Below are 13,815 nucleotides of genomic sequence, written 5' to 3'. Positions count from 1 at the left end.
AACTCCTTCTCAGCGGTCGATCAGCACCGAGCATTTGGCGTGGCGCACGACCCGGTCGGCGGTGGCGCCGATGAAGTAGTTCGAAATGTCCGGCACATGGGAGGCGACGATGATGAGATCCGCCTTCCGGTGTTCGGCGGCGGCCAGGATCTCCCGCGCCGGAGCACCCTGGCGTATCTCGATATCGGCGGCGAGGCCGACCTTCTCGCGCAGGCCAACAAGAAGCTGTTCGGATTCCTGGCGTGCCTTGACCATCAGGTCGACCGAGATATCGGCCACGTAGTAGCCGGGCAGGTCTTCCACCACATTGAGCAGAACCAGGCTGCCTGCAGCATCGAGAAGCGTGGTTGCCTTGCGGAAGATCCTCTCCCCTTTCTCCAGTTCAGCTACGTCCACCGCGACGATGATCTTTGCGTACATTTCACCTTCCTCTTTCTTTGCATTGTTTTTAGGACCGCAGCCGATGGACTGCGTTGATCGAGATCAAAAGGCCACCCCTCATTGTCTACTTTTTTGAAACGATGAATCGTCTTTTCGCGATCTTTCGTGAACGGCCTGCCTGCGCCATATTGCCTTCAACACGGCGCTGAAGCGCCCGACCAATGAGGATGTTCCTATGAACGGCAATGTACAACCTTTCGCGCTGACGCGCCCGGCGCATGTCAAGGGCGCCCATCTCATCGTCGGGGATCTTGCCAAAGTCTCCGACTTCTACCGGCAGATCATCGGCCTCAAGGTGCTCGAAAAAAGCCCGAGCGGCGAGGTGCTGGGTGCCGGCGGCCAGCCGTTGCTGACGCTTTCGACGGGCAACAACGTCGCCCGTGCGCCACGCAATGCCGCCGGCCTGTTCCACACCGCCTTCCTGGTGCCGAACCGGCAGGAGCTCGCCCACTGGCTGGCCCATGCCGCGCACAACAACGTCCGCCTCGACGGCGCCTCGGACCATCTGGTCAGCGAAGCGATCTATCTGTCGGACCCCGAAGGCAACGGCATCGAGATCTATCGCGACCGGACGCCGGAAGAATGGACCTATCACCAGGACGGCACGGTGGAGATGGCGACCGAACGGCTGAACCTGCAGGCGCTCTACGAGATGGCACCGAAGGAGAACTGGGGCGGCATGGCGGATGGAACCGCCGTCGGCCACATCCATCTGCAGGTGGGCGACATTCCGGAAGCCGATGCCTTCTACCGGGACGTCCTCGGCCTGAAGGTCATGGCCCGATATCCGGGTGCGAGTTTCTTCGCCACCGGCGGCTATCACCACCATATCGCCGCCAATATCTGGAACAGCCGCGGCGCCGGCGTCCGCCAGGACAACATGACCGGCCTTTCGGACTACAGCGTTGTCTTCAACGACAAGGAAACGCTGGACACGGCGCTGGCGGCTCTCGACCGCCAGGAGATCGCCGCCACGAAAACCGCCGAAGGGTGGTCTCTGAAGGACCCCTGGGGCATCGGCCTGACGCTCGCAGCGTAAGTTTTTCCCGCGTTTTCCCCGCAAGGCGGCGCTCCGGAACCGGAGCGCCGCTTTCGCGTTAAAAGGCATCACGGGGACCGCTGGAACATGGCCATATTCGGTGCGCGCGGCGCAAAGCCGAAAAAACTACCTTTGGAGCTTGCGACCAACCGCAAGGAAGCGGTCGGCATCTATCCGGAAGAAGAAGATGTGACCGAGCATACGCCGCTCGGCCGGGAGGCTCTCGATGTAGCCATGGCCTGGGCGGTGATCGGCATCTTCGGGATCGCATTCTTTGCCATCCTTCACTACATGTCGATGATCCTGATCCCGGTCACGCTCGCCATCGTGGTCGGCCTGATCCTCGGGCGTGTGGCGGACCGTCTGGGGGAAGCGGGCGTGCCGCGTTTCGGGATCGCGTTCATCCTCTCGACGCTCGTTTTCGCGGTGCTTTTCCTGATTATCAATTCACTGGCCGAACCCGTCAGCATCCTTATCAAGGAAGGCCCGAACTTCATGGAGCGGACGATCAACCGCATCATGCCCTTCCTGGAAAGCCAGCACTGGCTGAACGTCTCGCCGGCGACCTTCGAGACCGGGCCGATGTCGATGCAGGCCCTGATCGAGAACTCCAGCAACATCCTGGGCGTAATCACCGCCAACCTGACGCCCGCGATCATCCAGGGGTTGATCTTTTTCGCGGCGCTTTTGCTTTTCCTCTACGGCAGACTGAAGCTGAGGAGGACGATCATCCTGGCTTTTCCGACGCGGCGTCAGCGGCTGATGGCGATCCGGGTGCTGAACTCGATCGATCAGGTGCTGGGTTATTATTTCGCGACCGCCAGCGTGCTCTATCTCGCGCTCGGCGTGTCGATGACGCTGATCGCCTATTTCGGCGGGCTGGCCATGCCGATGCTGTGGGGCATGTTCGCGTTTCTCTCCAGCTTCATTCCGTTTCTCGGCATCACGCTGATGACCCTCTCGGTCGCGATTGCCGGGATCCTCACGCACGACGCGGTCTTCGTCGGGCTCATTCCGGCCTTCATCTTCTTTTCCGTCCACCTCGTGATGGAGAACCTGATCTTTCCTGCGATCATGGGCCGCCAATGGGAGATCAATCCCTTCGTCGTGTTTATCGCCATCCTGTTCTGGACCTGGATGTGGGGAGCGGTCGGCGCCATGCTGGCATTGCCGCTCTCCCTCATCGTGATGACGACGCTCTCCGAACTTTTCCCGGAGCGCAAGACGACGCCCAACCTGCCCGGCTGACCATCTCATTCATAGAGGTAATGCTGCTCCCACTCGTTGCGGGGCACCTTCGAACCGATCTTGTAGTCGAAGGACATGACCGTCAGGCCTTCCTCGCCGGTCTCGCACTTGTACTTCAGGCGGTACCAATCGCCGCCGCTGCGGAAAACGGCACCGGGCGCGCGGATCAAGTTGCCGGTCTCGATCGGGTCGGCAAAGGTGTAGGCGATCACCTTGTCGGGCTTGTATTCACCCTCGGCGTCTTTCTTGATGCGGTCGATCGCTTCGAGATCGCAACGCTGCTCCCGGCGTTCGTCAGGCGCAAGCGCGTCGAGCTGCTTGGCGATACGGGAGTCGAGAGCATGTGCCGGCAGGGCGGAAAGAACGAACAATGCTGCCAGCGACCAGTGTTTTTTCATGGGCATTCCCATCCAATCTGACTCGGACGGCGCGGAAACTAGGAGATGGACGACCCGTTGACCACCTACCAGAACGGGAAATAGGGTGATGTGATCGGGACTGGGGATAGCGGGATCAATGGCAGAAGAGGCGCTTTCGGATACGGAGAAAGAACAGATCAAGCTGCGCGCGACGTTTCTCAACAATATCGGCATCGGGGCAATACTCGTGGGAACTCTCACACCGATTACCCGTCTTATCTACGGGGAAAGTAACGGCGGCCTAGCCAGCGCCGTGGCTCTGGGCACGCCCGTTGCTTGTTTTATTATTGGCGTCACGCTACATTTAACGGCGATGAAGGTGCTTGAAAGGCTGAATAGATGATCGAGAACCTTATGCTGCTTCTGACCCCGATGGTGGGGCTGCTGTTGATTGCAGCTTTCGTCTATTGGCAGAACGAACGTGACGCCAAGCGCCACGACAAGAAATAACGCACCTACCTTCCCGCTTGCCTCCAGCCCAGGCGACACCTATCTCTGGCACTCCTTTCAGACAATCCGGAGTGCTTCCTTGGACACCGCCCCGAAAAAGCCGTTTGCCCATCTTCCCGCGGCCCCCGTCGCGCCGAAGAAGCCGGTCTCCGACACCCGCCACGGCATTTCCCGCGTGGACGACTATGCCTGGTTCCGTGCCGACAACTGGCAGGCGATGTTCAAGGATCCCTCGATCCTGGACCCGGAGATCCGCCGGCATCTGGAGGCCGAAAACACCTATATGGAAGCGGCCATGGGCGATACGGCCGACCTGCAGAAGGTGCTGTTTGCCGAGATGCGCGGCCGCATCAAGGAAGACGATTCCTCTGTGCCGATGAAAGACGGCGCCTTCGCCTACGGCACGCTCTACGTGACGGGCGGCGAACAGCCGCATTATTTCCGCACACCCCGTGACGGCGGCGACAAACAGGTCCTGCTCGACGGCGACAAGGAAGCCGAGGGCAAGGATTATTTCCGCCTCTCCGGCATCGACCACACCACGGATCACGCCAAGGGTATCTGGGGTTACGACGACAAGGGTTCGGAATATTTCACGCTCCGCATCCGCGATCTCTTGACCGGCGAAGACCTTTCGGACGTGCTCGAGAATACGGCAGGAGGCGGTGTCTGGGCGCCCGATGGCAAGAGCTTCTTCTATACCGTTCAGGACGAGAACCACCGGCCCTCCAAGGTCTTTCACCACATCGTGGGGACGCCGCAATCGGAAGACCGGCTGGTCTACGAGGAAGAGGATCCGGGCTTCTTCATGGGCGTCGGCGGATCGCTACTCGACGACTTCATCTATATCGACATCCACGACCACGAGACCTCGGAATACCGCCTTCTCTCGACCAGCGACCTGACGGCCGAACCGATGCTGGTCGCCGAACGGGTGGAAGGCGTGGAATATTCGATGACGGAAGGCGGCGACGTCTTCTACATCCTGACCAATGACGGCGAAGCGAAGGATTTCAAGATCGTTGAGGCGCCCGTCAACGCGCCGGGCAAGGAGAACTGGACCGAGGTCGTGCCGCACGAACCCGGCCGGCTGATCATTTCCCATATGGCGTTCGCCCGCCACCTCGTCTGGCTGCAGCGCAAGGACGGCCTGCCGCAGATCATCATCCGCGACCGGGAGAGCGGCGAGGAACACGCCATCGCCTTTGCGGAAGAGGCCTATTCGCTGGGGCTACAGGGTGCTGCGGAATACGACACCAATGTCATCCGCTTCTCCTATTCCTCGATGACGACGCCCTCCCAACTCTTCGATTACGACATGGCGACGCGCGAACGGGTGCTGCTGAAGACCCAGGAAGTGCCCTCCGGCCACAATCCGGACGACTATGTCACGCGCCGGGTGATGGCCCCGGCCCATGACGGAGAACTGGTGCCTATTTCGCTGCTCTATCGCAAGGACACGCCGCTCGACGGCTCGGCGCCCTGCCTGCTCTATGGCTACGGCGCTTATGGCATCACCATTCCCGCAGGCTTCAACACCAACAACCTCTCGCTCGCTGACCGCGGCTTCGTCTACGCCATCGCCCATATCCGCGGCGGCAAGGACAAGGGGTTTGCCTGGTACGAAAGCGGCAAGATGGAGCAGAAGCAGAACACATTCAAAGACTTCATCGCCGCTGCCGACTATCTGCATCAACAGAAGTTCACGTCCTACTCGAAGATCATCGCCGAGGGCGGTTCGGCCGGCGGCATGCTGATGGGTGCCATCGCCAACATGGCGCCGGAAAAATTCGCCGGCATCATCGCCGCCGTGCCCTTCGTCGACGTCTTGAACACCATGCTCGACGACACGCTGCCGCTGACGCCCCCGGAATGGCCCGAATGGGGCAACCCGATCGAGTCGCTCGACGAGTATCAATGGATCGCCGCCTATTCGCCCTACGACAATGTCGGCGCAAAGCCCTATCCGCCGATCCTGGCGCTTTCCGGCCTGACCGACCCGCGCGTCACCTATTGGGAGCCGACCAAGTGGGTGGCGAAGCTGCGCGAAACGGCACCGGAGGCAGGTCCCTATCTTTTGAAGACCAATATGGCGGCAGGTCACGGCGGCAAGTCCGGCCGCTTCCAGCGGCTGGAAGAAATCGCCTTCGAATATGCGTTTGCCATCAAGGTGGCGGGGAAGGTTTAGAGGGGAGGGCTACATTCCCGGGAGGTGAAAACGATGACCGTCTATGTGGCTCTGCTGCGCGCGGTGAATGTTACCGGGATGGCACTGCCGATGACCGAGCTCAAGGCGATCTGCGAGGATCTCGGGTTCGAGGACGTCAGGACCTATATTCAGAGCGGCAATGTCCTGTTCCGCTCCGATGAAAAGGAAGCGGTCGTCGCCGACAAGCTCGACGAGGCGCTCGGCAGGAAATTTGGCAGGAAGCCGGGCGTCATGGTGCGCACGACGGAGGAGCTTGAGGAGATCGCGGCGAATGCGCCCTTTCCCGATGCCAAGCCGAACTTCCTGCTGATCCATTTCCTGCAGGAAAAGGCGCCGGCCAAGGCGCTCGACGGGATGGTCGCGCCTGATAGCGAGGAAGCGGTTATCGCCGGCCGTGAGATCTATGTTCACTACCCGAACGGTTCGGGCCGCTCGAAGCTGAAATTGACGGCACTCAAAACCGGCACGTCGCGCAATCTCAATACCGTCCGCAAGCTCGCCGAAATGGCGCGGGCGATGGAATAGGCAGGCGATACGATGGCAGGTATCATCATTCCCATCGTCTGCTTCGCCATCATCGCCTATGTCGTCGGCACGATTTCCTGGTCCATATGGCGGCAGCGGAAGAACAGGGGTGCCGACTGGCCGCCCTACCCTCTCATCAACGCCAGCGAAGACGAGATGGATAGCCGCGCGGCAGAACTGCGCGACCGGCTGTCCCGCAAGCCGCTCGGCGCGGAAAGGGCGCGGCAGCTCTGGGACCAGCTGCAGCAGGCGAAAATCGGCGAAGGCCTGATCCACCAATTCCACCGCGACTTCTGCGGCCACGGACTGATCCGTACGGACGCCGGCATTATCCTTTGCGATATTCAGGACGGTCATTTTCCGGACGCGGCCATCGCCACATGGGCAACGAAGGAAGAGTTCATCGCCTTCTTCTCCCGCCAGAGCGATTTCACCATGAGCGGCTGGGCCCCGGACGAACCGGTCTTCTTCACCGAAGACAGCTGGTATCGGAACAATCAGCGGCTGACGACCGCGATCATCGACAGATTTCGCCGCGGCATGAACATATAAGGAACCGCCGCGAAGCACGGGCCGGCCACGTTTTTTGTCAAGAGTCCCTCGTCAACCCAAAACACCCGCCGCAAGCCTCGCGCAAGCTTCAGTCGTTAACCCTTCGTTAACCATTCTGAACACGGGCGTGTTTGCCATGAAGATCGATAGCGGCCTCAGCGGCTATTATTATCCCAACCGGACGCCGGAGGTGGACCGGAAGACGGAAGAAGCGCCCCAGCGCGAGACGCTGTCCATCCAGCGCTCTCCCAACGCGCTGACCGGCAGCAGCACGCTGCTTTCGTCGTCGCTCGCCAATGCCCTCTGGGTCATGGAAACCGGCGATGCCGCAGCCGAACAGCCGATGCCGGCCATTCCGCAGGACTGGGTGGAAGGCATCTACCAGGAATTCACCTGATACTCCTGACCTTCAACGACTGATGCAATTCCGGACGGAAAACCGGTTCCCACTTTTCCTGGAATTCCCCTAAAGTCTCGGCGCAATTCCGGACGGAAAACCGGTTCCCACTTTTCCTGGAATTGCTTATGCCGCATCCGCCGGCGTCACCTCCACCGTGACATGCGACAGGGTCGCGATCGCTCGGAGCTTTTCCTTGTAGAAGGAAGGCGGCCGGGGTTTTGGCGTTATCAGGGCAACGATCGCCGCATGGTGCCCCGGCCCCACCTGCCAGACATGCAGGTCGGCAATCCTATCCTCCTCCGTTTCCACAGTCCGGCGGATTTCGCCGGCGAGGTCATCGTCGTCCGGCCGCGCATCAAGCAGCACGCCGGCCGTGACGCGGATCAGCCCAAAGGACCAGCGCGCGATCACCAGACCGCCGACAATACCCATCAGCGGATCGAGCGCATTCCAGCCGTAGATGCGCCCGAGGATCAGCGCCAGGATCGCCAGCACCGAGGTCAGCGCATCGGCCAGCACGTGCAGGTAGGCCGCACGCAGATTGTGATCCTCCGCGTGATGGCCGTGGTCGTGCCCGTGATGATGCTGATGATGGCTGCCTTCGTGCTCGTGGATGGCGTGAGCGCCACGGTGAGAATGATGGTGATCCTCCCGTAGAAGCCAGGCGCTCGCGAGATTGACACCGAGCCCCAGGACGGCGACCAGAATCGCCTGGTCGAAATCGATCGGGACGGGACGGGCGAGACGGATGGCGCTTTCCCAGGCAATCAGAAGGGCGACCAGCGCCAGCACGATGGCGCTCGCAAACCCGGCGAGATCGCCGAGCTTGCCCGTCCCGAACGTATAGCGCGGATTGCGGACCTGACGACGGGCGTAAAGATAGGCGAGCGCCGAGATCAGCATGGCGCCCGCATGGGTCGACATATGCCAGCCGTCGGCCGTCAGCGCCATCGAACCGAAGATCGAACCGGCGACGATCTCCGCGACCATCATCGTTGCCGTCAGCGCAATCACCAGCCAGACCTTGCGTTCGTTGCGCTCGTGATCGGCGCCGAGAAATACGTGGTCGTGCTTCAGCTCCTCGACGGAATGAGCCATTCCATTTCTCCCTTTCGGTGTCGAACCCGTTAGCGGATATAGGTTCTGAGCGCCTCGGCGAGTTCGTCCGCCGCCTGCGCCCTCTGCTTCTCATCTGCGGCATGCAGAACATGCTCATGGAGATGATCTTCCATCACCTCGCCTGTCAGCCCGGCGAGCGCGCCGCGAATCGAGGCAAGCTGCCGCAACACCTCGCCGCAAGGCGCTTCCGCCTCCAGCGCCCGTTCGACCGCCTCCATCTGCCCCTTCAGCCGACGCACCCGCGCCAGAAGCTTTGTCTTCTCCCGAATGGTATGCGTCATGAGCGGCTCCAATTAGTATAGGGGGGTAGGCTATATGGAATGGAGCCGGGATGCAAACGGGCCATGTCCGCCTATCGCGGATGAGCATCATCCGCGCCGTTTAAGAAGAAGCTGCCGCGTTCCGGATTATCCCCCGGCCTCCGCTCTTCCCGCGAGCGCCGGAGGACCTCCATCGCCAAGATCAGCCAGAAGCCGGCTGCGATGGCGACGAGCGCCCAGAAGGCCCGGATATGACCCCTGGAAAATTCGTGGAACCTGCCGTGGCAGTGGTTGCAGCTCGTATCCATCACGTCACCTCTCGCTTGCGCCTTGTCCGGTGATCACCTAGATAATTCCTACAGTCACTAGAGCTTCAAGAGGAAATTTCGCCCATGCTGTCGATCGGCAGTCTGTCAAAGCGCACCGGGGTAAAGGTGCCGACCATTCGCTATTATGAGCAGATGGGCCTGTTGAAAGCTGCCGAACGTTCGGAAGGCAATCAGCGGCGTTACGAAAGAAGCGATCTCGAGCGGCTCGCCTTCATCCGCCATGCGCGCGATCTCGGCCTCGACATTCCGGCGATCCGCGAACTCATCAGGTTGAGCGAACATTCGCAGCAGCCCTGCGCCGATGCCGACAGGATCGCGGCCGAACATCTTGCGGCGGTGCGCGAGAAGATCGCGAGACTGAGGAAGCTCGAGCAGGAACTCGACCGGATCGTCTCCCATTGCGACGGCGGCCATTCGATCGAAGAATGTTACGTGATCCGCGCCCTGTCGGATCACGGACTCTGCGAGGGAGAACATTGACGGCGGGCTAGAGGCGAGTTCAAGGGCCTGTCATCGCAAGGCGCTGAGCCTTAAGGCGTCTTATTCAGGCTGCGGCCTCGATGTCGAATTCCAAGTGGATACGGTCATAGGGAAACACAACACCGCCGTTTTCAGCTTTGTCGATGACGCCGCTGCCAAGCAGCATCTCAACATCGGTGTGAACGCCCTTGAAATCCCGCCCAACACGGCGGGCTACCTCGCGGATGCTCAAAGGCCCTTGGCCCGTCATCGCCTGGACGATCTCTAGCCTCTTGGGTGCCAGGACACGGTGGAGGGCTTCCCAGGACGGAAAGGACAGGACGTTTTCGGCAGCTTTCCGAATGCCGACTTCCGTCGCCTTGACGGCCTCCACGACTGAAGCCATGGACTGCTCGAATGTCTCGATCTTAACCTTCAGGGTTGCCACGCAGCCATCCTCTTACATCGGCGCTGAAATCCGCAAGTAATTGCTCCACACCACGGAATGCGTAAGGTGTTTCCTCAGCTCCGAAATGTCGATGGTCCCCCTTGCCCGCCTCATTGTCGTAGCGCAGCACACAATCGCCATCCGCAACCAGAGCCATGCTGTATTTAAATTCGTGCGCGCTTCCGCGTAGCGAAACCGGCACGTTCCAGACAGTAATTTCCACAAATACGTTTTCTCGGAGATAACTGCGCCTCCTTTGAATCAGTACCGCTTTTGCCATCCGCCGCCCCGCAGCCTCTGATGTAATATACCCCATCAAAACCACTCTGCAACGACAAGATTGAAAGCTAGTCTCTCGTCGCCTTTGGACGGCTGGTCGGTGCTGTTTTTGCCGAGCATCCTTTCGCCCGAGGACACTTGACAAGTTCCGCGATCGGGAGCATTCAACACCCCATGATCAAGACGCGCACGACCACCGCCTGCTCGTATTTTTGGGCCTACCTCTAAGGGGCGGCTCGACAGATCATCATGTCAACAAGCCGCCGTCAGGCGGCTTTGTTCATGAGAAACGGCACCTGACGGCTACACAAGACCGAAAAAGGATGCCGGAAATGACTGAAGATACCGAAATTTCACTGCTTAGACCGCCCGTTGTGACCATCCGCAACGCCAAGCCGCGCGACCTGCCCGAACTCAACGAGATGATCGCGGCTCTCGCCGCCCATCACAACGACCCCGCCGCCATCACGTCTGAAAAGCTGGAACGCGATCTGTTCGGTCCCATGCCCTGGATCACCGCGCTTGTTGCCGATACCGGCTCGGGGCTGATCGGTTACGCCATCCTCGTGCCGCTCTACAGAGCCCAGGAAGGCACACGCGGCATGGACCTCCACCATCTCTTCGTGCGTGACGGCCATCGCGGCCACGGCATCGGCCAGCATCTCGTCGCCCGCGCCCGGGAAACCGCTAAATCCGCCGGCTGCGACTACCTTTCGGTCAGCGCCGCGACCGGCAACTTCGCGGCACACCGCTTCTACGAGCACATGGATTTCAAGCCGCGCCCGGTGACCGGCATGCGCTATATGCAGGCGCTGGCCTGAAACGGATTTGGCCAGGGCTTATCCGGCGGCCTTGGCCAGATAATATGCTCGGCTTCACTCCTGCTCCGGCGCGGGGTCGATGGCGCTTACGACCCGAGCGACAATCTCATCGATGGTCGACTTGTCCAGCGTTTCAATATAGCGCGCCGTCTTTTGCTGAACACGTGCCGGTATGTCGAAGCTGCGGACCTGGTTGCAGACCGCAACCCCGGTCGTATCATGTCCCGAAATCGGTACCGAGAGACCCGCACTGCGTGTGAAAGCGCCGCCACTCGTGATCGGCACCGTCATGCTCACGCCCAGCATGTTGATTTCGCGCGGCGTGATAACAACGAAACGATGCCTGTCCTTCATCTCGCGCCCGGCAACGGGATTGGGATCTACCCAGAAGACATCACCACGGTTCGGAACGTTGCTCCGAACCATCATGAAACTTCATGTCCTACGGGATCCCCTTCCATCGCCCAGGCCAATTCCGCATTCAATCCGGAAATGATCTCCTGCCCTTGAAGCAGCTCGCTCAACTTGTAACGCTTTTTGCTTTTGACGGGGCGGACGACAAGCTCTTGATTGGCAACAGCAAGAGAAAGCTGATCGCCGATCTCAACCTGCATCATCTTCAAAACCGCCGGCGGGATCGTGACGACCGCAGCACCGCCTTGGCGCCTGATCTTGGTGGTAATAGTCATGCAAAGGGATCCTTGTGTGCTATAAATGTAGCACACAAGGATGCCTTTGCAAGCACAACTACCGCCCCGGCACCGCCTTCAGATAAGCGGCGATTGCCTCCAGATCGCTCTTCGGCAAGTGCGCGACGTTCTGCTGGACCTCGACCATGGAGCCGCCGGCGCTGTCGAAATCAGGCGTGAAGCCGGTTTCGAGATAATTGGCAATGTCGCCCTCGCTCCAGGAACCGACATCCTTCGACCCCGGGGTGATATTGGGGATGCTGCCCTTGCCTTCGGGATTGGGACCGCCGGCCAGCCAACGGTCGGGCTGGAAGCCACCCATGGGATCGCGCGGCGTATGACATTCGCCACAATGGCCAGGCCCTTCCACGAGGAACTGACCGCGCTTCACCTTTTCGTCGGCCGAAGCGAGCTCGACGCGCGGCTGATCGTTGAAATAGAGATATTTCCAGACACCCACGCCAAGGCGGATATTGTAGGGGAAACCGAGCTCGTGCGGCGGGGCGATGTTGGAGTTTGCCGGCAGCGTCTTCAGATAGCCGAACAGATCGTTGACATCTTTTGCCGAAAGGCGGGCATAGGAGCCGTAGGGGAAGGACGGATAGAGATGTTCGCCGTTCGGACCGACGCCACGGGTCATGGCATTGCCGAATTGCGCGAGCGTCCAGTTGCCGATGCCTGCATACGGATCGGGCGAAATATTCGGGATATGGAAGGTGCCGAAGGGGCTCGGCAGCGCGCGTCCGCCCGACATCACCTTCAAGGCATCGCCCTGAGCCCCTTTTGCCGCGTGACAGCCTGCGCAGCCGCCAGCCCAGAACAGCTGCTCGCCGTTGCCGAGATCCGGTTCTCCGAGATTGGCCCAATAGCTTTCCGGATGCGGATCGGGCTTTGTCAGCGCCCAGGCTATCCCGGCGCCGATTGCAACGATGACCGCGCCGGCACCCAAGACTTTCGCCCACCGAGACGCCATGCTCTTCTCCTTCAATATTCCTGAAAGGCCGGCGGCGGATAGCCGCCGGCTTCCGGTCCCACCGATCAGTTCATGGGAGCCCGGTACGTCTTGTGACAGTCGGAACAGATCGGCCCGAGCCGTCCCAATGCCGCCGCCACACCGGCCTTGTCCGCCGGCAGGGTGGCGAGCAAGGCGTCGGCCTCGGACCCGAGTTTTGTCGCCAGGGCGCGGAAGTCATCCGGCTTTTCCCAGATTATCGGCAAAGCCTTGGTTTTTCCCGCATCGGAGCCGGCGGGGAATTGTTCCGGAAAGGCTTTGATATTGGTGCTGATCGTCGTCAGCGCCGTCTTCACCACCGTCGCATCGTATGGCTTCTCGCCCTTGGCGATCGCACCCAGTGCGCCGGCCGACTGTCCGTTCCCCTTCATCAGCGCCTGCCGGGTGGCGATCGGCCCCTCCTGCGCAAACGCTGCGGACAGACAGAGACACGCGGCAGCCGCCGCAATGGCATAAGACCTCAACTGCATGTGCACATTCCTCCCATGAGCCGGCAGGGCCGGTGTGTTGACAACGGCTCACGATGCGATGGGTGCTCGACGGGAGGAAGTAACAAGGCAGTGATAATATTCAACGTTCTGCGACGGACGGCCTACAGGAAGGCGGGAGCGGAAAAACAGCCGCCCGCTCCCGCGCATGGCCGCTACTTCTTCATGCGGTAGGTCTGATGACAGTCGCCGCAGGTGCCGCCGAGCGTTTTCATCGCAGCGCCGACGCCTGCCTGATCGGCCGGGACGGCGGCGAGCAGCTTGTCCGCTTCGGCAGCAAGCTTTTCCGCCTTGGCGTGGAAGTCCTTCGGGTTCTGCCAGACAGCCGGAGCAGCTTCCGAATCCGAACCGGATTCTGTCCCTGCCGGAAACTGATTGGGAAAAGCCTTCATTGTCGTGCTGATGGTGGTGAGAGCGGCAGTTACCGTCGCGGCCTCGTAGGGCTTTTCGCCCTTGGCGATGCCACCGAGCGCGCCGAGAGCACCACCGACGGCTTTCATCTGGCTCTGGCGCTGAACCTGAGGTCCCTCCTGAGCAACGGCAACGGACAAACCAAGACAGCCGACAACGGCCGCCAGGGCTATGGACTTAAGGCGCATAAAGCATTCTCCTCTTTGGCATCGAATCC

General features: G+C 60.6%; 21 protein-coding genes. 9 read left to right on the top strand and 12 right to left on the bottom strand.

Annotated elements, in window-relative coordinates:
* Positions 1 to 9 precede the first annotated feature (9 nt).
* Complete coding sequence (locus C5L13_RS03610) at positions 10 to 420, bottom strand: universal stress protein (protein ID WP_105381847.1); 411 nt, start codon at positions 418 to 420, stop codon at positions 10 to 12.
* Between the two features lie 196 nt (positions 421 to 616).
* Here C5L13_RS03610 and C5L13_RS03605 point away from each other — a divergent pair, with 196 nt between their 5' ends.
* Positions 617 to 1,480, top strand: coding sequence for a VOC family protein (locus C5L13_RS03605; RefSeq protein WP_105381846.1), 864 nt, complete (start codon positions 617 to 619; stop codon positions 1,478 to 1,480).
* Positions 1,481 to 1,567: 87 nt separating this feature from the next.
* A complete protein-coding gene (locus C5L13_RS03600; RefSeq protein WP_105381845.1) occupies positions 1,568 to 2,728 on the top strand; it encodes an AI-2E family transporter in 1,161 nt (386 codons plus the stop codon).
* Positions 2,729 to 2,733: 5 nt separating this feature from the next.
* Here C5L13_RS03600 and C5L13_RS03595 read toward each other — a convergent pair whose 3' ends face one another.
* On the bottom strand, positions 2,734 to 3,126 hold the full coding sequence (locus C5L13_RS03595; protein ID WP_105381844.1) for a DUF930 domain-containing protein: 393 nt from the start codon (positions 3,124 to 3,126) through the stop codon (positions 2,734 to 2,736).
* Between the two features lie 118 nt (positions 3,127 to 3,244).
* On the opposite strand from C5L13_RS03595, the gene C5L13_RS03590 reads away from it, so the two are divergent.
* The 5 genes from C5L13_RS03590 to C5L13_RS03570 all read left to right on the top strand — a co-directional run bounded on the left by C5L13_RS03590 (position 3,245) and on the right by C5L13_RS03570 (position 7,280).
* Positions 3,245 to 3,490: a hypothetical protein gene (locus tag C5L13_RS03590; RefSeq protein WP_105381843.1), complete on the top strand. Its 246-nt coding sequence runs from the start codon at positions 3,245 to 3,247 to the stop codon at positions 3,488 to 3,490.
* 186 nt (positions 3,491 to 3,676) lie between these two features.
* The gene (locus C5L13_RS03585) at positions 3,677 to 5,785 is read left to right on the top strand and encodes a S9 family peptidase (protein WP_105381842.1); all 2,109 of its coding nucleotides are present in this window, start codon (positions 3,677 to 3,679) and stop codon (positions 5,783 to 5,785) included.
* A 33-nt stretch (positions 5,786 to 5,818) separates the two neighbouring features.
* Entirely contained in the window at positions 5,819 to 6,331 is a 513-nt protein-coding gene (locus tag C5L13_RS03580; protein WP_105381841.1) for a DUF1697 domain-containing protein, read from the top strand.
* A gap of 12 nt (positions 6,332 to 6,343) precedes the next feature.
* Positions 6,344 to 6,883 (top strand): hypothetical protein, encoded by a 540-nt coding sequence (locus C5L13_RS03575; RefSeq protein WP_105381840.1) that lies wholly within the window; start codon positions 6,344 to 6,346, stop codon positions 6,881 to 6,883.
* 136 nt (positions 6,884 to 7,019) lie between these two features.
* Positions 7,020 to 7,280 carry a hypothetical protein gene (locus C5L13_RS03570; protein ID WP_158693375.1) on the top strand — a complete coding sequence of 87 codons (261 nt, stop codon included), beginning with the start codon at positions 7,020 to 7,022 and terminating at the stop codon, positions 7,278 to 7,280.
* Between the two features lie 126 nt (positions 7,281 to 7,406).
* On the opposite strand, the gene dmeF is transcribed toward C5L13_RS03570, so the two are convergent.
* The 3 genes from dmeF to C5L13_RS03555 all read right to left on the bottom strand — a co-directional run bounded on the left by dmeF (position 7,407) and on the right by C5L13_RS03555 (position 8,970).
* Positions 7,407 to 8,381, bottom strand: a complete 975-nt coding sequence (dmeF, locus tag C5L13_RS03565) for a CDF family Co(II)/Ni(II) efflux transporter DmeF (protein ID WP_105381838.1) — start codon at positions 8,379 to 8,381, stop codon at positions 7,407 to 7,409.
* A 29-nt stretch (positions 8,382 to 8,410) separates the two neighbouring features.
* The gene (gene dmeR, locus C5L13_RS03560; protein ID WP_105381837.1) at positions 8,411 to 8,683 is read right to left on the bottom strand and encodes a Ni(II)/Co(II)-sensing transcriptional repressor DmeR; all 273 of its coding nucleotides are present in this window, start codon (positions 8,681 to 8,683) and stop codon (positions 8,411 to 8,413) included.
* Positions 8,684 to 8,754: 71 nt separating this feature from the next.
* Complete coding sequence (locus tag C5L13_RS03555) at positions 8,755 to 8,970, bottom strand: hypothetical protein (RefSeq protein WP_105381836.1); 216 nt, start codon at positions 8,968 to 8,970, stop codon at positions 8,755 to 8,757.
* An 84-nt stretch (positions 8,971 to 9,054) separates the two neighbouring features.
* Between C5L13_RS03555 and C5L13_RS03550 the strand changes: the two genes are divergently transcribed.
* Positions 9,055 to 9,471 (top strand): MerR family transcriptional regulator, encoded by a 417-nt coding sequence (locus C5L13_RS03550; protein ID WP_105381835.1) that lies wholly within the window; start codon positions 9,055 to 9,057, stop codon positions 9,469 to 9,471.
* A 64-nt stretch (positions 9,472 to 9,535) separates the two neighbouring features.
* Here C5L13_RS03550 and C5L13_RS03545 read toward each other — a convergent pair whose 3' ends face one another.
* Together C5L13_RS03545 and C5L13_RS03540 are read right to left on the bottom strand one after the other, a co-directional pair.
* A complete protein-coding gene (locus tag C5L13_RS03545) occupies positions 9,536 to 9,898 on the bottom strand; it encodes an HVO_A0114 family putative DNA-binding protein (RefSeq protein ID WP_245423218.1) in 363 nt (120 codons plus the stop codon).
* The gene (locus C5L13_RS03540; protein WP_105382072.1) at positions 9,879 to 10,178 is read right to left on the bottom strand and encodes a toxin-antitoxin system TumE family protein; all 300 of its coding nucleotides are present in this window, start codon (positions 10,176 to 10,178) and stop codon (positions 9,879 to 9,881) included. The genes C5L13_RS03545 and C5L13_RS03540 overlap by 20 nt, the downstream gene beginning before the upstream one ends.
* A gap of 331 nt (positions 10,179 to 10,509) precedes the next feature.
* On the opposite strand from C5L13_RS03540, the gene C5L13_RS03535 reads away from it, so the two are divergent.
* The gene (locus tag C5L13_RS03535) at positions 10,510 to 10,998 is read left to right on the top strand and encodes a GNAT family N-acetyltransferase (RefSeq protein WP_407070397.1); all 489 of its coding nucleotides are present in this window, start codon (positions 10,510 to 10,512) and stop codon (positions 10,996 to 10,998) included.
* A gap of 54 nt (positions 10,999 to 11,052) precedes the next feature.
* Here C5L13_RS03535 and C5L13_RS03530 read toward each other — a convergent pair whose 3' ends face one another.
* From C5L13_RS03530 to C5L13_RS03510, 5 genes are all read right to left on the bottom strand, one after another.
* Entirely contained in the window at positions 11,053 to 11,427 is a 375-nt protein-coding gene (locus C5L13_RS03530; RefSeq protein ID WP_105381833.1) for a type II toxin-antitoxin system toxin MazF, read from the bottom strand.
* Positions 11,424 to 11,687, bottom strand: a complete 264-nt coding sequence (locus tag C5L13_RS03525) for a type II toxin-antitoxin system antitoxin MazE (RefSeq protein ID WP_105381832.1) — start codon at positions 11,685 to 11,687, stop codon at positions 11,424 to 11,426. The genes C5L13_RS03530 and C5L13_RS03525 overlap by 4 nt, the downstream gene beginning before the upstream one ends.
* 58 nt (positions 11,688 to 11,745) lie before the next feature.
* The gene (locus C5L13_RS03520) at positions 11,746 to 12,660 is read right to left on the bottom strand and encodes a cytochrome c (protein ID WP_105381831.1); all 915 of its coding nucleotides are present in this window, start codon (positions 12,658 to 12,660) and stop codon (positions 11,746 to 11,748) included.
* 65 nt (positions 12,661 to 12,725) lie between these two features.
* On the bottom strand, positions 12,726 to 13,169 hold the full coding sequence (locus C5L13_RS03515; RefSeq protein WP_105381830.1) for a c-type cytochrome: 444 nt from the start codon (positions 13,167 to 13,169) through the stop codon (positions 12,726 to 12,728).
* Between the two features lie 173 nt (positions 13,170 to 13,342).
* Positions 13,343 to 13,786, bottom strand: coding sequence for a c-type cytochrome (locus C5L13_RS03510; protein ID WP_105381829.1), 444 nt, complete (start codon positions 13,784 to 13,786; stop codon positions 13,343 to 13,345).
* Positions 13,787 to 13,815 lie beyond the last annotated feature (29 nt).

It is taken from the genome of Neorhizobium alkalisoli, from assembly GCF_002968635.1.
Taxonomy (GTDB): domain Bacteria; phylum Pseudomonadota; class Alphaproteobacteria; order Rhizobiales; family Rhizobiaceae; genus Neorhizobium; species Neorhizobium alkalisoli.
This window is presented reverse-complemented; position numbering and strand designations above follow the sequence as displayed.